This is a genomic window from Streptomyces sp. NPDC048420 (assembly GCF_040651535.1).
Classification (GTDB): Bacteria; Actinomycetota; Actinomycetes; order Streptomycetales; family Streptomycetaceae; genus Streptomyces.
This window is the reverse complement of record NZ_JBEZKG010000060.1, coordinates 1-18000: the sequence shown is the minus strand read 5'-3', so window position 1 is coordinate 18000 and position 18000 is coordinate 1. Positions and strand designations below refer to the sequence as shown.

Genomic DNA, 18000 nt, shown 5'->3' with positions numbered 1-18000 from the left:
GCCCCGACCCACCCACCGAACCCAACGCGCTACACACGCCCCCACCGGACCCGCACAGGCCGCCGCAGGCATCCAGGGGCACGGGGAACTGCGCACAACACCAGCCCCCACCGAACCCGCACCCAACCAACAACCGAACCCCGCCCAACCGCCGGAGCCAACCCGCAGGCACCTCAGGGGCGCGGGGAACTGCACACAACCCCCGCCCCCACCCACCCCGCACAGGCGCCGCAGGTATCACGTCGCCGTCAGCGGCTTCGCGATGTCCTCCAACGACCTCCGCTCCGCCCGCACCGCCAACACCGCCGCCACCAGACCCGCCGCACACATCAACCCCGCCCCGATCTGGAAGGCGAGCACCGTGTCGCCGACCTTGCCCGTGCTCGTCAGGTCGGCGAACAGCAGCGGTCCGCTGATGCCGCCCGCCGCCGTACCCAGCGCGTAGAAGAACGCGATCGACATCGCCCGCGTCTCCATCGGGAACACCTCGGACACCGTGAGGTAGGCACTCGACGCCCCCGCCGACGCGAAGAACAGCACGGCACACCAGCAGGCCGTCAGCGTGGCCGCGTCCAGCGACCCCCGGTCGAACAACCACGCCGTACCGAACAGCAGCAGCCCGGACAGCAGGTACGTCGACGAGATCATCACCCGCCGACCCACCGTGTCGAACAGCTTCCCCAGCAGCAGCGGCCCACAGAAGTTGCCGATCGCGATGACCGCGAAGTAGTACCCGGTGTCCCCCGTCGGCACATCGAAGAACGTCGTGAGGATCGCACCGAAGCCGAACGTGATCGCGTTGTAGAGGAAGGCCTGGCCGATGAACAACGAAAAACCCAGCACCGAACGGCGACGGTAGTCCGAGAACAGGGTCCGCGCGATCTCCACGAACGTCACGCTCCGCCGCTGGCGGATCGTGATCTCACCCTCCGGCCGCGGCAAGGGCTCGCCGCCCCGCTCCGCCTCGACCCGCTTCTCGATCGACGTGACGATCCGCTCGGCCTCCTCGTCCCGCCCGTGGATCAGTAACCACCGCGGACTCTCCGGCACATGCCGCCGTACGAGAAGGATCACCAGCGCCAGCACGGCCCCCAGCGCGAACGTCAGCCGCCAGCCCACGTCCTTCGCGAAGATGTCCGTGTTCAGCGCGACGATCGACAGCAGCGAACCCCCCACCGCACCCAGCCAGAAACTCCCGTTGATCATCAGATCGACCCGCCCCCGGTACTTCGCCGGGATCAGCTCGTCGATCGCGGAGTTGATCGCCGCGTACTCCCCGCCGATCCCGAACCCGGTCAGGAACCGGAACAGGAAGAACCACCAGGAGTCGAAGGACACCGAGGTCAGCGCCGTGGCGGCCAGATACACCGCCAGCGTGATCATGAACAGCTTCTTGCGGCCCCATTTGTCCGTCAGCCGCCCCCAGAACAGCGCCCCCGCACACGCGCCCGCCACATACAGCGCCGCCGCGATACCGGTGACCTGCCCGGAGGAGATCGCGAGCCCGCTCCCCGGCTCCGACAGCCGGCTCGCGATGTTGCCGACGACCGTGACCTCCAGGCCGTCGAGAATCCACACGGTGCCCAGCCCGATGACGATCGTCCAGTGCCAGCGCGACCAGGGCAGCCGGTCGAGCCGGGCGGGGACGTTCGTCGTGACGGTACGGCCGGTATCGGCCTGCGCGATGGCCACGGAAGGGCTCCCTCCCCGTCGAGCGATGTCGAGCGAACCCGACCCGGGTGCCCCCGGCCGGCCCGCCTACGCCCCCAACGCCCGTGACACCGTGTAGATCAGCAACCCCACGAGCGACCCCACCACCGTGCCGTTGATCCGGATGAACTGCAGGTCACGCCCGATGTTCGCCTCGATCTTCTTCGTGGTGTGCTCGGCGTCCCAGCCGGCCACCGTGTCCGTGATCAGGGAGGTGATCTCGCGCCGGTAGGTCGTGACCACGTACACCGCGGCGCCCTCCACCCAGCCGTCGACCTTCGCCTGCACCTTCGGGTCCACGGCCATCCGCGCCCCCAGCGACAGCAGCGACGCCCGCACCCGCAGCCGCAGCTCACTGCGCTCGTCCTCGGCGGCGGAGACGATCATCGACCGTACGGCGGTCCAGGCGGACGCGATCAGGTCCTGGACCTCGCCGCGCCCCAGCACCTCGCCCTTGAGCCGCTCCACACGCGCGCGTGTGTCCGTGTCGGACTGGAGGTCGGAGGCGAAGTCCGTCAGGAACCGGTCCAGCGCCCCGCGCGCCGGATGGGACGGCATGTCCCGCATCTCGGTCACGAAGCGAAGCAGCTCCTTGTAGACGCGTTCGCCGACCTTCTTGTCGACGAACCGCGGGGTCCAGCCGGGCGCGCCGCCCTGCACCGCGTCCATGACCTGCTCGTCGTGGAGGACGAGCCAGTCGTGGGCCCGGGTCACCACCAGGTCGACGACCCGCCGGTGCCCGCCGTCCGCGACGACCTTCTCCAGCATCTTCCCGATGCCGGGCGCGATCTCCTGGGCGTCGGCCCGCCGGGTGATCGCCTCGCCGACCACGGCCTGGACGTCGGAGTCCCGCAGCACGGTGAGGGCACCCCTGAGCGCGGCCGACAGCTCGGCCGTGACCCGGTCGGCGTGCTCGGGCTCCGCCAGCCACGCCCCCAGCCGGCTGCCGATCCCGACGGCACGCAGCCGCTGTCGTACGACGTCCTCCGAGAGGAAGTTCTCGCCGACGAACTCGCCCAGCGACACCCCCAACTGGTCCTTCTTGGTGGGGATGATCGCGGTGTGCGGGATGGGCAGGCCGAGGGGGTGGCGGAAGAGGGCGGTGACGGCGAACCAGTCGGCCATCGCGCCGACCATGCCGGCCTCGGCGGCCGCGGCGACATAGCCGGCCCAGGCGCCGGCACCCTCGTGGGACGCCCACTCGGCGAGCACGTACACCAGCGCCACGAAGAGCAGCAGCCCGGTCGCGGTGAGCTTCATGCGCCGCACCCCGCGCTGTTTTACCAGGTCGGCCTCGCTGAAGGTGTTCATCGCACGGACGGCCGAAGCGGGGACGGCGCGCTGCGCGGCCCCGGCCGGACGTGTCTGCCGCTCCACGTCAGATGGTCCCGTTTCCTCTGGTTTCGTACGTTCCATCCGCTCCACCCGTTCGGTGATCCCTCACACATTGTCCCTTCCTGACCGACTCCCGGAACGGAACAAGAGTTCCCCGCGTCTGTCCGGGCGGGGGAACCGGAGAGGGCCCCGTCACTTTGATCAGGCTCATGCCTCATCATGAGCTCATCAGATCGGAGCCCCCGGGCTCCCATCGCCCTAGGAGAACAGCACCACATGACACGGCGTCATGGTTACGCCCTGCTCGCCACGATCATCGCCGTGATCGTGGCCCTGTCCACCGCCATCTACGTATCGGTGGCGGCCGACCACGGCACCAAGGGCCGGACCTCGCTGTCCGGCTCCGCGCCCTCACGTCCTTCCGCCGCGCCCGCCTCCGCCGGGGTCTGGGTCGGCGCCTGGTCCGCCTCACCGGTCGGCGCCGAGCCCGGCACCGCCACCGAGGGCATGACGGGCCGCTCCGTCCGCAACGTCGTCCATGCCGGCGTCGGCGGTACGAGTGCCCGTATCACCCTGTCCAATCTCTACGGCCGGACCGCGCTGACCATCACCCACGCGTCCATCGCCCTCGCCGCCGGTCCCGAGACCCCCGCGGCGAGCGCGGGGACCGTGCGGCGGCTCACGTTCGCCGGGAGCACCACGATCGTCATCGCGGCGGGCGCGCAGGTGCTCAGCGACGCCGTCGCACTCGCCGTCCCGGCGGGCGGCGACGTCCTGGTCACCACCTACTCCCCCACCCTGTCCGGGCCGGTCACCTACCACCCGACGGCACGGCAGACGTCGTACGCCGGAGAAGGCGACCTCACCGAGGACGAGACCGGCGCCGGGTACACCGAACAGGTGGACTACTGGCGCTACCTCACCGCCCTGGACGTGCTCAGCGACCAGGCGGACGGCACGGTGGTCGCCTTCGGCGACTCGCTCACCGACGGCAAGAACTCCACCGCCAACGCGAACGCCCGCTGGCCGGACTTTCTGAACCGGCGCCTGCGCACCGCTCTCGCGGACGGTCAGAACCTCCCCCGCTACAGCGTCGTCAACGCGGGGATCGGCGGCAACCGGGTCCTCTCCGACGCCCGCGGGCGCCCCCTGGAGAACCAGGCCGGCATCCGCCGCTTCAGCCGGGACGTCCTCGACCGTCCCAACGTCAAGGTCGTCGTCATCGACCTCGGCATCAACGACATCCTCCGCACCCCGGGCACGGCCGACCCACAGAAGATCCTCACCGGCCTGCGCGACCTGGTCCGCCAGGCGCACGCGCGCGGGATCAAGGTCGTCGGCGCGACGCTCATGCCGTTCGGCGACCGCAGCGGGTGGACCTGGGCGCGGGAGGGTGTGCGTCAGACCATCAACGCGGAGATCCGGTCGGGGAAGGTGTACGACGCGGTCGTCGACTTCGACAAGGCGGTACGGGATCCGTACGACCCGCGGCGGCTGCGTTCCCTGTACGACTCGGGGGATCGGCTGCATCCGAACGACAGGGGGTACGAGCGGATGGCCGATGTGTTCGATCTGGAGTACTTGAAGGGATCGGCGGCGGCTCGACTGTAGCTGCGGGTGCAAACGGGGGGGTGCAGTCAGGCAGGCCGTGGCTGCACCCACTGAGGGGCGCGGGGAACTGCGCGACCAGCCCCCACCGGCCCGCACCCGCCCACCGACCGCTCAGTCCCGCCGGCGTTCCAGCCTCTGCTGCCGCCGCTCCTCCCGGAGCCGCTGCCGTTCCGCCCTCGTCACCTTGCGTTCGACGCCGACCCCGCCCCAGAACGCGAACCCGGTTACGATCACCCGAGGTGCCCCGGGCTCCCCCGGCACACCGTCCTCGCGGTGGTCGAAACCCCCCATGATCCCGATCCCGCGCACCACGACCTCGACCCCGGGCTGCACGATCACCTGCACCCCGCCCATGATCGCCGTGCAGTTGATCTCGACCTCGCGGTCCGCGAAGTTCGCCTCGCGCAGGTCGATCACCCCACCGCCCCAGAAGGAGAAGCAGTTGAAGCGCCGGGGCACCGTCCAGCGCCCCTTGCGCTCGAAGCCGGACATGACGGCGACACCCCACGTCGACGAGCCCTCGCCGCCGACGATCCGGGACGGCCAACTCCCGTCCGGCTCGGGCCTCTTCACCATGTCGACCTTGGGATCGACCACCTGCCCGACCGGCAGGTCCCGGGTGATCGGCGCGAGCTCCCCGTAGGTCCGCGCCTTGTACGTCGTGTCGAGCCGCTCCTCGAACTCCTCCATGTCGAGCCGCCCTTCGGCCAGGGCGTCCCGCAGGACCTCGGCGACTCGCTCACGATCGGCGTCGGAAGCCCGGAGCTCCGGGAGTTCGTCGGTCATGCGGTCAGCCTACGAGGAACCCCTCGCCACGGCTACGACACCGCTTTCTCCGCCGCCCCCGCGTACATCTTCGCGATCACCGCCTCGATGTCCGGTTCCCGCACCGACAGGTCGACCAGCGGGTACTCCGCCGCGACCCGGGCCACCAGTTCCGCCGCCGACTGCCCCGCCGGGAACGCCAGCCACTGCCGGGGTCCCTCGACCTTGACCACCCGCGCAGGCGCCGCCTCGATCGGCGGCAGCTCACGTTCCAGGTCCACGACGAGCGTGCGCTCGCTCTCGCCCACCTCGTGGAGGCCGGTGAGGGGACCGTCGTACATAAGGCGCCCGTGGTCGATGACCATCACGCGGGAGCAGAGCTGCTCGATGTCCTGGAGGTCGTGGGTGGTCAGCAGGACAGTCGTGCCGCGCTCGGCGTTCAACTCCCGCAGGAATCCACGCACCTTGGCCTTGGAGATGACGTCGAGGCCGATCGTCGGCTCGTCCAGGTACAGGACCTCGGGGTCGTGCAGCAGGGCCGCCGCGATGTCGCCCCGCATCCGCTGGCCCAGGGACAGTTGGCGTACCGGCACGTCCAACAGGTCCTGCATTTCGAGGAGTTCGACGCAGCGGTCGAGGTTCTCGCGGTAACGGGCGTCCGGGATGCGGTACATGCGGTGCATCAGCTTGTAGGAGTCGATCAGCGGGAGGTCCCACCACAGGGTCGTGCGCTGGCCGAAGACCACCCCGATGCGGTGCGCGAGCTTCGTCCGCTCCCGGGACGGGTCGATCCCCGCCACCCGCAGCCGGCCTCCGCTCGGCGTCAGGATGCCCGTCAGCATCTTGATCGTCGTCGACTTGCCCGCGCCGTTGGGGCCGATGTACCCGACCATCTCGCCGCGCGCCACGGTGAAGGAGATCGAGTCGACCGCCCGCACCTGACGCCGCTCCCGTTTCAGGAAGCCGGTCTTCTTGCGCACGTCGAACACCTTCTCGACGTGGTCGAGTTCAATGAAGGCGTCCGTCGCCAGGTCCGTCGCCGCGTCCACCGCCACGTCCATCATTAACTCCCCGTACTCCGATACGAACCGAGGCCGGCCCGCCATGCCAGACCGGCCGGCACACAACACGCCACCGCCACCAGCGGGGGCGCGAAGGCCGCCCACTCGGGCAGCTCCAGCGGGTACGGCCTGCCCAACACATAGGAGGCGGGTACCCAGTTGACGAAAGCGAGCGGGAACATGAAGGTCACGCCCCGCACGAAGTCCTTCCCGAACACGGTCGGCGGGTACTGCAACAGGGTCGTACCGCCGTAAGTGAACGCGTTCTGCACCTCGCTCGCGTCCTGAGCGAAGATCTGGAAGGCCGCGCCCGCCACGAACACCGCGCAGAAGATCACCGCCCCGCTGACCACCATCACCGGCACCAACAGCATCTTCGCCGCGCTCCAGTCGACATCGACCGCCGCCACCGCCCAGACCAGCACCACCGCGCCCTGGATGATCCGGCCCAGGCGGCGCGGCGCGAAGTGGTCCGCGCCGATCTGCGCGAGCACCGGCGCGGGCCGCACCAGCAGGGTGTCGAAGGAGCCGTCGCGGATCCGGGCGCCCAGCACGTCCACGGAGCCGAGCACCAGGTGGGCGATGCCGAAGGCGGTGACCGAGAGGCCGTAGAGGAAGGCGATCTCGGGCAGCGTCCAGCCGCCCAGCGAGTCGACCTGCGAGAACATCATCAGGATCGTGACGAAGTCCATGGCGGTCATCAGCAGGTTGCCGCACATCGTGACCACGAAGGAGAAGCGGTAGGTCATGGAGGAGCGCAGCCACATGCCCGCGATCAGCCAGTAGGCCCGCAGGCCCTCGCGCGTCCTCGACGTCCCCAGGGCCTCAGCCACCCTGGACCACCACCCTCCGGGTCGCGGCCTGCTGGAGCAGCCGTCCGGCCGCCAGCAGCACCACCGCCCAGGTCGCCTGGAAGGCGTACGCGCCGAGCGGGTCCGTCTCCCCCATCAGCACGTCCGCCGGCATCTGGATCTGCGCCGCCCACGGCAGCGCGCGCACGATGTCACCGAGGACGCCCGGGAAGGCGTTCAGCGGGAGCACTATGCCCGAGCAGAAGACCCCGAGGATCATCACGGCCTGCGAGATGCCCTGGCCGTCCATCAGCCAGAACGCGCTCAGCGCCGCGAGATAGCGGATGCCGAAGCTGACCACCATCGCGAGCACCAGCGCCACGAACAGGGCCGCCCAGGAGGTGACGTCCGTGGGCAGTGCCATCGGGAAGAACAGGGCGCCGAGGACGAAGGGGATCACTCCCCGTCCCAGCAACTGGAACAGCGAGCGGCCCAAGTCACTGGCCAGCCACCACAGTTGGAGGTCGGCGGGCCGGTACAGGTCGACCGCGATCTCCCCCGTGCGAATGCGGTCCATGAGGTCCTTCTCGGCACCGCCGCCCTGGATGGCGAGAGTCGCGTAGAGACACTGCCCGAGCCATACATAAGTGACCGCCTGCGCCTGGTCGTAGCCCCCGAGATGGGGCTTCTCGTCCCACAGCGCGAGATACGTGTAGACGAGGATCACACCGAAGACGGTGTTGGTGAACACCCCTGCGAGCGTCGCCGCCCGATACGTCGCGTACCGTCTGAATCCCCCCGCCGCGACGGCCGCGTACAACCGCCCGGAACCCACATTCACAGCCCTCCCAGTCCGCTGGACACCGAAGCGCAGGAGCCTAGTCCGCCGGTGGTGACGTACGCCACGCGTTTTTCCGGCCGGACCCGTGCCGTGATCGGGAACGGAACGCGTGGTGCGAGAGTCTTCGACTGGGGGCGCAAAGGCGTTATGAGGGCGTACAGGAACGTACGACGCGAAACAGGAGTCCGTGCACGACATGAGCGACCAGCCGCAGCAGCCGACCGAGGGCTGGGCACCACAAGAACCGCAAGCGGCTGAAGAGCCCGACGGAAAGAAGAAGGGCAAGCGGCCCAGGCGCACGGGCTGGCGACGGGTAATCCCGACATGGCGCATGGTGCTGGGCGGCTTCGTCCTCGCGCTGATGGCCCTGGCCGGCCTGTTCTACGTCGGCTACTCCATGGTCAAGATCCCACCGGCCAACGCGCTCGCCACCAAGCAGTCCAACGTCTACCTGTACGCCGACGGCAGCCAACTGGCCCGTGACGGCGAGGTCAACCGCGAGAACGTCGGCCTCTCGCAGATCTCCAAGGACGCGCAGCACGCCATCCTGGCCGCCGAGGACCGCGACTTCTACACCGAGTCGGCGATCGACCCGAAGGCCATGCTGCGCGCCGGGTGGAACACCGCCACCGGCAAGGGCAAGCAGTCCGGCTCCACGATCACCCAGCAGTACGTGAAGAACTACTACCTGGCCCAGGAACAGACCGTCACCCGCAAGGCCAAGGAGTTCTTCATCTCGATCAAGCTGGACCGCGAGAAGTCCAAGGACGACATCCTCGAGGGCTACCTCAACACCAGCTACTTCGGCCGCAACGCCTACGGCATCCAGGCCGCCGCCCAGGCCTACTACGGCATGGACGCCGTCGACCTCGACCCCGCCCGCGCCGCCTACCTCGCCGCGCTGGTCAACGCGCCCAGCGAGTACGACGTCGTCGCACACCCCGAGAACAAGGCGGCGGCCGAGGCCCGCTGGAACTACGTCCTCGACGGCATGGTCAAGAAGGGCTGGCTGAGCGAGTCCGCGCGCACCGGCGTGAAGTTCCCGATGCCGAAGGAGCAGACCGTCTCCACCGGCCTGTCCGGGCAGCGCGGCTACATCGTCCAGGCGATCAAGGACTACCTCACCAGCAACAAGATCGTCACCGCGGACCAGCTGGAGGCCGGCGGCTACCGCATCACCACCACCCTGGACAAGACCAAGCAGGACGCCTTCGTGACGGCCGTCAACGACCAGGTGATGAAGAAGCTCGACAAGAAGAACAACAAGGTCGACAACTACGTCCGCGCGGGCGGCGCCTCCGTCGACCCGAAGACCGGCAAGGTCGTCGCGATGTACGGCGGCATCGACTACGTCAAGCAGTACACGAACGGCGCGACCCGAGGCGACTTCCAGGTCGGCTCCATCTTCAAGCCCATCGTGTTCGCCTCGGCCGTCCAGAACGACTCCCGGACGCAGGACGGCCAGACCATCACCCCGAACACCTACTACGACGGCACCAACAAGCGTCCGGTCGTGGGCTGGAGCGGCGGCAGCTACGCCCCCGAGAACGAGGACCAGGGCTCCTACGGCGAGATCACCGTCCGCGAGGCCACCGACAAGTCCGTCAACTCGGTGTACGCGCAGATGGCCGTCGACGTCGGCTCGGACAAGGTCAAGCAGACCGCGATCGACCTGGGCATCCCCGCCGACACCCCCGACCTCACGGCGTCCCCGTCGATCGCGCTCGGTGTGAACACCGCGAGCGTCCTCGACATGGCGGAGGCCTACGCCACCCTCGCCAACCACGGCCGGCACGCCACGTACACGATGATCGACAAGATCACCAAGGACGGCTCGGAGACCGTCGAGCTGCCCCAGCAGAAGACCAGGCAGGCCATCAGCCGCGAGGCCGCCGACACCACCACGTCGATACTGCAGAGCGTCGTCGACAACGGCACCGCCACCGCCGCCCAGGCCGCCGACCGCCCCGCCGCGGGCAAGACCGGTACCGCCGAGGAGGACACGGCCGCCTGGTTCGCGGGCTACACCCCCGAACTCGCCACGGTCGTCTCGGTCATGGGCCAGGACCCGGTGACCGCCGCCCACAAGTCGCTGTACGGCGCGATCGGCCTGGAACGCGTCAACGGCGGTGGCCCGCCGGCCGAGATCTGGGCGCAGTACACCAAGGCCGCCCTCAAGGGGAAGCCGGTCGGCGACTTCGACCTCGAACTCCAGGCGGGCGCGGAAACCCAGGCCCCGAGCACCCAGGCCCCGCCCGACCCGACCACGAGCGCCCCCGCCGGTGGCGGCACCACGGGTGACACCACCGGCGGCCAGGACACCCAGGGCCAGACACAGGGCCAGACACAGGGCCAGGACAACGGCGGTACGACCACCACCGGCGGCGGCACCACGACGGGCGGCACGACCGGGGACCCGACCACCGGCGGCACCACGACCGACGGCGGCACGACGGGTGAGACCAGCGGGGATCCGACCACCGGCGGCACCACGACCGACGGCGGGACGACGGGGGACACGACCGGAGGCACCACCGGGGACTCCCCGAGCGGCGGAGCCACGGGCGGCCAGGGCCAGACGACCACGACCCGCAGGGAGTAACCACGCCTCAGTGGAGGTCGCCTTCCCGGAACGGCGAGGGGGGCCGGTGACGATGGTCACCGGCCCCCCTCGCCGTCGTATTACAGGTACAGGCCGGTCGAGTCCTCGGAACCCTCGAACCGGTCCGCCGCCACGGCGTGCAGATCACGCTCGCGCATGAGCACGTACCCGACGCCCCGCACCTCGACCTCGGCGCGGTCCTCGGGGTCGTAGAGCACCCGGTCGCCCGGCTCCACGGTCCGTACGTTCTGCCCCACGGCGACGACCTCGGCCCAGGCCAGCCGGCGCCCGACGGCCGCGGTGGCGGGGATGAGGATGCCGCCGCCCGACCGCCGCTCGCCCTCACCGTTCTCCTGCCGCACGAGTACGCGGTCGTGCAGCATCCGGATGGGCAGCTTGTCGTGCGTGGTGTCGATTCTCTTGGCGCTCACGCCACTGAACCTACCTGCCTTCGGGGCCCGTGTACGCGTCCGGGTCAGCCCTTGCGACGCCGGGTGCCGAGGGCGAGCAGCCCCACGAGCCCCACGGCGACGAGGGCGACCGGCACGACCCGCTCCAGACGCGGCGCCCCCTCCTCGTCCACGAACTGGGCCTTCACCTCGGTGACGGCCCTGTTGACCGAGACGTACGCCCGCCCGAGTGTGTGGTCGATGTTGGAGACGACCTTGGCCTTGGCGTCGCCGACGATCGTCTTCGGGTGCACCCGCACCCCGATCTCGTCGAGCGTCTCGGCCAGCACGTCGCGGCGGCGCTTGATGTCCGCCTCGATCTGCGCCGGGGTTCTGATGTCCGACGTGTCCGCCACGGCAGGCCTCCGAAGTCGCTTTCTCGTTGTCGTCCTGGACAGTCTGTCAGTTCCGCCCGCGACCGCACTGTCAGGACCCCCGGTTACGCTGAGCCAATGAGCGAGCGACTCCAGCCCGGGGACGTGGCCCCCGCCTTCACCCTGCCCGACGCCGACGGCACCGAGGTGTCCCTGTCGGACCACAAGGGCCGCAAGGTCATCGTCTACTTCTACCCGGCCGCCCTGACCCCCGGCTGCACGAAGCAGGCCTGCGACTTCACCGACAACCTGGAGGTGCTGGCCGGCGCGGGCTACGACGTCATCGGCATCTCCCCGGACGCGCCGGAGAAACTGGCGAAGTTCCGCGAGAAGGAATCCCTGAAGGTCACGCTGCTGGCCGACCCGGAGAAGAAGGTCACCGAGGCCTACGCCGCGTACGGCGAGAAGAAGAACTACGGCAAGACCTACATGGGTGTCATCCGCTCCACGATCATCGTGGACGAGGAGGGCAAGGTCGAGCGGGCCCTGTACAACGTCCGGGCGACGGGCCACGTGGCGAAGATCATCAAGGATTTGGGTATCTGAACGAGATCCAGTTGTCAGGAGCCAGGTCGGGCCGCTCCGGCACCGGCCTGCGCTCCTCGCCCCATTCCCCGGGGGCGAGTTCCTCGGCGACACGCCGCCAGAACCGCACGGCCTTCGCGTTGTTCTCCTGAAACGCGATCTCCCACGCCCCCGGATGCCGCGCCACCACCTCCCGGACGGCCCACAGCCCGATCCCGGTACGCCGTACGCCCCGCACGACGAAGAAGCTGTTGAGCACGCGGGTGGGCTGCCCGACCGCCCGCACAAAAGCGAACCCGACAGGACGCTCGCCGACGGTGAACAGATACGCCGCCCAGTCCGCGTCCCCACTGAAGGCAGCCTCCAGCCGCTCACGCCTGAACGTGCCGTCCGGGCTGGGCAGTTGGCCGCCGAACTCGGACAAGTCGTGGCGGAAGAGCAGCCAGAGGCGCTCGATGGTGGGCCGGTCGGTGGGGGTGGCTGGGCGGACGGTGACGTCCGGTTGTGTGGTCATGAAAAAAGCCTTCCGAACGGACAAGGTCCGTGCCGGAAGGCCGCGTTGACGAGAGACAGGATAGCAGCTCTTTACATTTCCGGCGTGACTGTCTGATTAGCGAGTCGTTATTCCGTGCGAGGCCGCGAACATGCGGCCGGATACGGAGGGGGTTCGATGGGGGCCAGCGCGTACACCAAAGAGCGGCTGGAGGAGGCGGCTCGGGGGGCGCGGACGTTGTCCGAGGCTTGCGAAAGGTTGGGGGTGGAGCCCAAGAGCTGGAAGCGCCGGTATGTACACGAGCGGATGAAGAAGCTCGGAGTGGACGTCTCGCACTTCGATCGCGAGGGGGCCAAGTGGACAAGAGAGATCCTTGAGCCAGCGGTCGCTGTGTCGGCAAGCGTCAACGAAGTCCTGCGGCGACTCGGACTGGAGGTGGTCGGCGGCCACCACACGAACATCTCCCGGCGTATCAAGGCCTACGGCATCGACACCTCGCACTTCTCGCTGGTGGTCCGTACGGAGCGGCAGCGGTACAACCAGCGCCGCCGGACCGCCCAGGAGATCCTCACCGAGGACACATCGACACATGCCCGGCGGGTACCGAGCAGCCGCCTGAAGCGAGCGATGCGCGAGGTTGGGGTGGACGACCAATGCGCCCTGTGTGGGATCGAGGGCGTGTGGCTCGGGGAGCCGCTCCCCTTGGAGGTCGACCACATCGACGGCAACTGGCGGAACAACCGCATCGAGAACCTGCGGCTGCTCTGCCCCAACTGCCATTCGACGACGGACAGTTACCGGGGGCGCGGCAAGGTGCGCGTCTCGTGACCAGCGGCGTCCGGTACAGCCGCGAGCGCCTGGCCGAGGCAGCGACTCAGTGTTCCAACCTCGACGAGGTCATTGCCTTGTTCGGCACCCGGCCATACGGCTACCTCCGCAAGTACCTGACCAAGCGATTCGACCACTTCGGCATCGACATCTCGCATTTCAGCCCCTGCGGAAGGTTCGCCCGGCCCACCCCCGATGAGTTGCGGGCGGCTGTCACCGAGTCCTCCTCCATGGCGCAGCTGCTGCGCCACCTCGGCCTCACGGACAACGGTGCTCAGCGGAAGAAGCTGCGTAAGTGGATCGACGACGACCGCCTGACGACGGCACACTTCTCGGGGCAGGCACACCAGCGGGGAAAGCGGGCTCCGAACGCCAAGCGACCTGAAGATGTTCTGGTACAGCACGAGGGCAAACAGCGGACGACGACAACACGCCTACGTCGAGCGCTCCACGAGGTCGGCGTATCTGACGAGTGCGCCGGATGCGGCACCGGCCCCGAGTGGCTCGGCAAACCCATGACCCTGGAGGTCGACCACATCAACGGTGACTGGAGCGACGATCGGCGGGAGAACCTGCGGTTGCTCTGCCCCAACTGTCACGCGATCACCAGCACCTGGTGCAGGGGAGGCAACAAGCGCCGAGCAGCTCCCGGTACGATGGCAGGCGGCTAGCGGCGGTGGTGCAATGGCGACACAGCAGACTTAGGATCTGTGGCCCTTGATCGGGCTTGAGGGTTCGAATCCCTTCCGCCGCACACAAACGGCCTGCGAATCGAAGGATCGATACGCAGGCCGTTCTCGTGCGCACCTCAGCCCAACAGCTCCCGCACCACCGGCACCAACGCCCGAAACGCCTGCCCCCGATGACTGATCGCGTTCTTCTCCTCCGCCGTCAGCTCGGCGCAGGTCCGGGTGTCGCCCTCCGGCTGGAGGATCGGGTCGTAGCCGAAGCCGTTCGTGCCTGTGGGAGCGTGCCGCAGGACACCCCGCAACTGACCCTCGACCACCCTCTCCGTGCCGTCCGGCAGCGCCAGGGCCGCCGCGCAGGCGAAGTGGGCACCCCTGTGTTCGTCGGCGATGTCCGACAACTGGGCCAGGAGCAATGCGAGGTTGGCCTTGTCGTCCCCGTGGGTGCCTGCCCAGCGGGCCGAGAAGATGCCCGGGGCGCCGTTCAGGACGTCTACGCAGAGGCCGGAGTCGTCTGCGATCGCCGGCAGGCCCGTTGCCTGGGCCAAGGCGTGGGCCTTCAGCAGGGCGTTCTCGGCGAAGGTGACGCCGGTTTCCTTGACGTCGGGGATCTCGGGGTACGCGTCCGCGCCGACGAGGTCGAACGGCAGACCTGCGTCGGCGAGGATCGCGTGGAGCTCGGTGATTTTGCCGGCGTTGCGGGTGGCGAGGATCAGGCGGGTCATGCCCACCAGTATTACGGCGTGCAGACCTTGGTGAGTTCGCCGGCCGCGTCGGTGACCGGGCTCAGGTCCGGGGTCTCGTCGCCGTTCTTGACCGCCGTACGGACGTTGGTGACGGCCGTGCTGAGGTCGTCGACCGCCTTGTTGACGTCGGCGTTGTCGGTCTTGTCGCCGATCTCGTCGAGGTTCTGGTCGATGGAGGTGAGGGCCTCGTCGATCTGGGTCGGGTCGTTCGACGCGTTCTCCACGGCCTGCTGGAGGTCGGTGACACTGTCGGCGACGGCCTCGGCGGTCTGGACGCAGTCGAGTGCCTTGCTGACCGCGTCGCAGCCGGTGGTGAGACCGGCCGTCAGTGCTACGGCGGCCACCGCGGCGGCGACGGTGGCGATACGGCGACTACGTCGACGTCGGCTCGCGGCCATGGATGTGTTCCCTCCTGTGGGCAGGCCTCACAGGCCCCCGTTGTTGATGCTGGCCGGACGTCCGCTGTGCACGACGGACGCCCGTACTTCCAAGGACGCCGGGGTGGCCGGCGGGGTTGCCCGCACCGGCCGTCATTCTTGGCGTTCCCTTTACCTTTCGAGGACCGTATCAAGCGCCTTGCTCTGCAGGACAGCGAGTTCCGAGCAGCCCGAGACGGCGAGGTCGAGCAGGGAGTTGAGCTCCTCGCGGGCGAAGGGCTCGGCCTCGGCGGTGCCCTGGACCTCGACGAAGCGGCCGTCGCCGGTGCAGACGACGTTCATGTCGGTGTCGGCCTTGACGTCCTCCTCGTAGCAGAGGTCCAGGAGCGGGACTCCGCCGACGATGCCGACGGAGACCGCGCTCACGGTCCCCGTCAGCGGCTGGCGGCCTGCCTTGATCAGCTTCCTGCCCTGGGCCCAGGAGACGGCGTCGGCGAGGGCGACGTAGGCGCCGGTGATGGCGGCGGTGCGGGTGCCGCCGTCGGCCTGGAGGACGTCGCAGTCGAGGACGATGGTGTTCTCGCCGAGCGCCTTGTAGTCGATGACCGCGCGCAGGGAGCGGCCGATGAGGCGGCTGATCTCGTGCGTACGGCCGCCGATCCTGCCGCGGACGGACTCGCGGTCGCCGCGGGTGTTGGTGGCGCGGGGCAGCATGGAGTACTCGGCGGTGACCCAGCCCTCGCCGCTGCCCTTGCGCCAGCGCGGGACGCCTTCGGTGACGGAGGCGGTGCAGAAGACCTTCGTGTCGCCGAAGGAGACGAGGACGGAGCCCTCGGCGTGCTTGCTCCAGCCGCGTTCGATGGTGACCGGGCGGAGTTGTTCGGGGGTGCGGCCGTCGATTCGAGACATGGCGTTGAGCCTAGCGGGAGCGGGGGATGCGGAAGGGCCCCCTCCCGCGACCGGGCTCAGCGGGAGGGGGCCCTCAACCCGGGATGATCCCCAGGCTTCACATCATGTCCTCGATCTCCGCCGCGATCGGATCGGCGTCGGTGCCGATGACGACCTGGATTGCGGTGCCCATCTTGACGACGCCGTGGGCGCCGGCGGCCTTGAGGGCGGCCTCGTCGACCTTGCCGGCGTCGATGACCTCGGTGCGCAGGCGGGTGATGCAGCCCTCGACCTCTTCGATGTTCTCGATGCCGCCGAGTCCGGCGACGATCTTCTCTGCCTTGGTGGCCATGTGGGTCTCCTCACGCAACTCAAACGTCAGCAGCTGGTCTACACCACCGGACGGGCGGTCGCCAACCCGAAGTCGACCGGTTGCGGAACTGACGGGTTCCTTATAACGACCCCATCGTGTACAACAGGTCTACACCACTGAGTGGTGTAGACCACCACCCGATGGAGGAAGCGTTATGAGCACCGCCACCGCGCCCTCGGCGGCGCCCACCAAGAAGTGGGGATCAGGCCTTTTCCAGGGCCTGCAGAAGGTAGGCCGCAGCCTGCAGCTGCCGATCGCCGTGTTGCCGGCGGCGGGGCTGATCGTCCGACTCGGCCAACCGGACGTGTTCGGCAAGGACGGCCTGGGTTGGGACAAGGTCGCCTCGGTCTTCAACAACGCCGGCGGCGCCATCACCGGCGCCCTCCCGATGCTCTTCTGCATCGGCGTCGCCATCGGCTTCGCCAAGAAGTCCGACGGCTCGACCGCCCTCGCCGCGCTGGTCGGCTTCCTGGTCTACAGCAAGGTCCTGGAGTCGTTCCCGGTCACCGAGGCAAAGATCACCAAGGGCGCTGACATAGCCGCGAGCTACAACAACCCCGGCGTTCTCGGCGGCATCATCATGGGGCTGCTCTCGGCGGTCCTGTGGCAGCGGTTCCATCGCACGAAGCTGGTCGACTGGCTCGGCTTCTTCAACGGCCGTCGTCTCGTGCCGATCATCATGGCGTTCGTCGGCATCGTCGTCGGCGTCTTCTTCGGGCTGGTCTGGGAGCCGATCGGCGAGGGCATCGCCAACTTCGGTGAGTGGATGACTGGTCTGGGTTCCTTCGGTGCCGCCCTCTTCGGTCTGATCAACCGCGCGCTGATCCCCGTCGGCATGCACCAGTTCGTGAACACGGTGGCATGGTTCCAGCTCGGTGACTTCAAGGACGCCGCCGGCATGGTCGTCCACGGCGACTACGGCCGCTTCCTGGCCGGCGACCCGACTGCCGGAATGTTCATGTCCGGCTTCTTCCCGATCATGATGTTCGGTCTGCCGGCCGCCGCGATGGCCATCGCGCACACTGCCCGCCCCGAGCGCCGCAAGGCCGTGACCGGCATGATGGTCTCGCTCGCGCTGACGTCCTTCGTGACCGGTGTGACCGAGCCGATCGAGTTCTCCTTCATGTTCATCGCCCCGCTCCTCTATGTGATCCACGCGGTGCTGACCGCCTTGTCCATGGCCGTCACCTGGGGGCTGGGAGTCCACGACGGCTTCAACTTCTCCGCGGGCTTCATCGACTACGCGATCAACTGGAACCTGGCCACCAAGCCCTGGCTGATCATCCCCATCGGGCTGGTGTTCGCGGCGATCTACTACTCGGTCTTCCGCTTCGCCATCATCAGGTGGAACCTCCCCACCCCGGGCCGCGAGCCCGAGGAGGAGATCGAGGACCTCACCAAGGCGTGACACCCGGCTGACGCATGACGAAGGCCCCCGGAGTCCTGAACCTCCTTGGGTTCCAGGGGTCGTCGCAACACCGCCTGGTTTTAGGTGGTGAGTAGATCACGTAGACGCTCGGCTGGAGTAACCCAGCCGAGCGTCTT

Annotated in this window: 19 protein-coding genes and 1 tRNA gene; 7 read left to right on the top strand and 13 right to left on the bottom strand. The window is 68.7% G+C overall.

Annotated features, from left to right (window positions below; translation table 11 throughout):
• Positions 1-237: 237 nt before the first annotated feature.
• Both AB0D34_RS46605 and AB0D34_RS46600 read right to left on the bottom strand, forming a co-directional pair.
• Positions 238-1692: an MFS transporter gene (locus AB0D34_RS46605; RefSeq protein ID WP_362674156.1), complete on the bottom strand. Its 1455-nt coding sequence runs from the start codon at positions 1690-1692 to the stop codon at positions 238-240.
• A gap of 66 nt (positions 1693-1758) precedes the next feature.
• Positions 1759-3126, bottom strand: coding sequence for a DUF445 domain-containing protein (locus tag AB0D34_RS46600; protein ID WP_362674154.1), 1368 nt, complete (start codon positions 3124-3126; stop codon positions 1759-1761).
• 195 nt (positions 3127-3321) lie between these two features.
• Between AB0D34_RS46600 and AB0D34_RS46595 the strand changes: the two genes are divergently transcribed.
• Positions 3322-4656 (top strand): SGNH/GDSL hydrolase family protein, encoded by a 1335-nt coding sequence (locus tag AB0D34_RS46595; protein WP_362674151.1) that lies wholly within the window; start codon positions 3322-3324, stop codon positions 4654-4656.
• Positions 4657-4767: 111 nt separating this feature from the next.
• On the opposite strand, the gene AB0D34_RS46590 is transcribed toward AB0D34_RS46595, so the two are convergent.
• Genes AB0D34_RS46590 through AB0D34_RS46575 form a run of 4 tightly spaced genes read right to left on the bottom strand, consistent with a single transcriptional unit; the run spans position 4768 to position 8108 of the window.
• Complete coding sequence (locus tag AB0D34_RS46590; protein WP_362674148.1) at positions 4768-5442, bottom strand: DUF1707 domain-containing protein; 675 nt, start codon at positions 5440-5442, stop codon at positions 4768-4770.
• 32 nt (positions 5443-5474) lie between these two features.
• Positions 5475-6482 carry an ABC transporter ATP-binding protein gene (locus tag AB0D34_RS46585; RefSeq protein WP_362674145.1) on the bottom strand — a complete coding sequence of 336 codons (1008 nt, stop codon included), beginning with the start codon at positions 6480-6482 and terminating at the stop codon, positions 5475-5477.
• Between the two features lie 2 nt (positions 6483-6484).
• A complete protein-coding gene (locus AB0D34_RS46580; protein ID WP_362674161.1) occupies positions 6485-7249 on the bottom strand; it encodes an ABC transporter permease in 765 nt (254 codons plus the stop codon).
• A 58-nt stretch (positions 7250-7307) separates the two neighbouring features.
• Entirely contained in the window at positions 7308-8108 is an 801-nt protein-coding gene (locus tag AB0D34_RS46575; protein ID WP_362674158.1) for an ABC-2 family transporter protein, read from the bottom strand.
• A 202-nt stretch (positions 8109-8310) separates the two neighbouring features.
• On the opposite strand from AB0D34_RS46575, the gene AB0D34_RS46570 reads away from it, so the two are divergent.
• Complete coding sequence (locus tag AB0D34_RS46570) at positions 8311-10716, top strand: transglycosylase domain-containing protein (protein WP_362674142.1); 2406 nt, start codon at positions 8311-8313, stop codon at positions 10714-10716.
• 80 nt (positions 10717-10796) lie between these two features.
• On the opposite strand, the gene AB0D34_RS46565 is transcribed toward AB0D34_RS46570, so the two are convergent.
• Together AB0D34_RS46565 and AB0D34_RS46560 are read right to left on the bottom strand one after the other, a co-directional pair.
• Positions 10797-11147, bottom strand: a complete 351-nt coding sequence (locus tag AB0D34_RS46565) for a co-chaperone GroES (protein WP_362674140.1) — start codon at positions 11145-11147, stop codon at positions 10797-10799.
• 44 nt (positions 11148-11191) lie between these two features.
• Complete coding sequence (locus tag AB0D34_RS46560; RefSeq protein ID WP_362674137.1) at positions 11192-11521, bottom strand: DUF3618 domain-containing protein; 330 nt, start codon at positions 11519-11521, stop codon at positions 11192-11194.
• A 96-nt stretch (positions 11522-11617) separates the two neighbouring features.
• On the opposite strand from AB0D34_RS46560, the gene bcp reads away from it, so the two are divergent.
• Positions 11618-12085, top strand: a complete 468-nt coding sequence (gene bcp / locus AB0D34_RS46555; protein WP_362674135.1) for a thioredoxin-dependent thiol peroxidase — start codon at positions 11618-11620, stop codon at positions 12083-12085.
• On the opposite strand, the gene AB0D34_RS46550 is transcribed toward bcp, so the two are convergent.
• Positions 12066-12578: a GNAT family N-acetyltransferase gene (locus AB0D34_RS46550; protein WP_362674132.1), complete on the bottom strand. Its 513-nt coding sequence runs from the start codon at positions 12576-12578 to the stop codon at positions 12066-12068. The genes bcp and AB0D34_RS46550 overlap by 20 nt on opposite strands.
• 156 nt (positions 12579-12734) lie before the next feature.
• Between AB0D34_RS46550 and AB0D34_RS46545 the strand changes: the two genes are divergently transcribed.
• The 3 genes from AB0D34_RS46545 (at position 12735) to AB0D34_RS46535 (ending at position 14139) form a co-directional block, all read left to right on the top strand.
• Positions 12735-13385 carry an HNH endonuclease signature motif containing protein gene (locus tag AB0D34_RS46545; RefSeq protein ID WP_362674130.1) on the top strand — a complete coding sequence of 217 codons (651 nt, stop codon included), beginning with the start codon at positions 12735-12737 and terminating at the stop codon, positions 13383-13385.
• Positions 13382-14056: an HNH endonuclease gene (locus AB0D34_RS46540; protein ID WP_362674128.1), complete on the top strand. Its 675-nt coding sequence runs from the start codon at positions 13382-13384 to the stop codon at positions 14054-14056. The genes AB0D34_RS46545 and AB0D34_RS46540 overlap by 4 nt, the downstream gene beginning before the upstream one ends.
• Positions 14056-14139: transfer RNA gene (locus AB0D34_RS46535), tRNA-Leu, on the top strand. The genes AB0D34_RS46540 and AB0D34_RS46535 overlap by 1 nt, the downstream gene beginning before the upstream one ends.
• Positions 14140-14193: 54 nt before the next feature.
• Here AB0D34_RS46535 and rdgB read toward each other — a convergent pair.
• The 4 genes from rdgB to AB0D34_RS46515 form a co-directional block, all read right to left on the bottom strand.
• A complete protein-coding gene (rdgB, locus tag AB0D34_RS46530; protein WP_362674127.1) occupies positions 14194-14796 on the bottom strand; it encodes an RdgB/HAM1 family non-canonical purine NTP pyrophosphatase in 603 nt (200 codons plus the stop codon).
• Between the two features lie 11 nt (positions 14797-14807).
• The gene (locus tag AB0D34_RS46525) at positions 14808-15215 is read right to left on the bottom strand and encodes a hypothetical protein (RefSeq protein WP_362674124.1); all 408 of its coding nucleotides are present in this window, start codon (positions 15213-15215) and stop codon (positions 14808-14810) included.
• Positions 15216-15365: 150 nt separating this feature from the next.
• Positions 15366-16103, bottom strand: a complete 738-nt coding sequence (gene rph / locus AB0D34_RS46520) for a ribonuclease PH (protein WP_362674122.1) — start codon at positions 16101-16103, stop codon at positions 15366-15368.
• Between the two features lie 97 nt (positions 16104-16200).
• The gene (locus AB0D34_RS46515; protein ID WP_362674120.1) at positions 16201-16434 is read right to left on the bottom strand and encodes a PTS glucose/sucrose transporter subunit IIB; all 234 of its coding nucleotides are present in this window, start codon (positions 16432-16434) and stop codon (positions 16201-16203) included.
• Between the two features lie 175 nt (positions 16435-16609).
• Between AB0D34_RS46515 and AB0D34_RS46510 the strand changes: the two genes are divergently transcribed.
• A complete protein-coding gene (locus AB0D34_RS46510) occupies positions 16610-17863 on the top strand; it encodes a PTS transporter subunit EIIC (protein WP_362674118.1) in 1254 nt (417 codons plus the stop codon).
• Positions 17864-18000 lie beyond the last annotated feature (137 nt).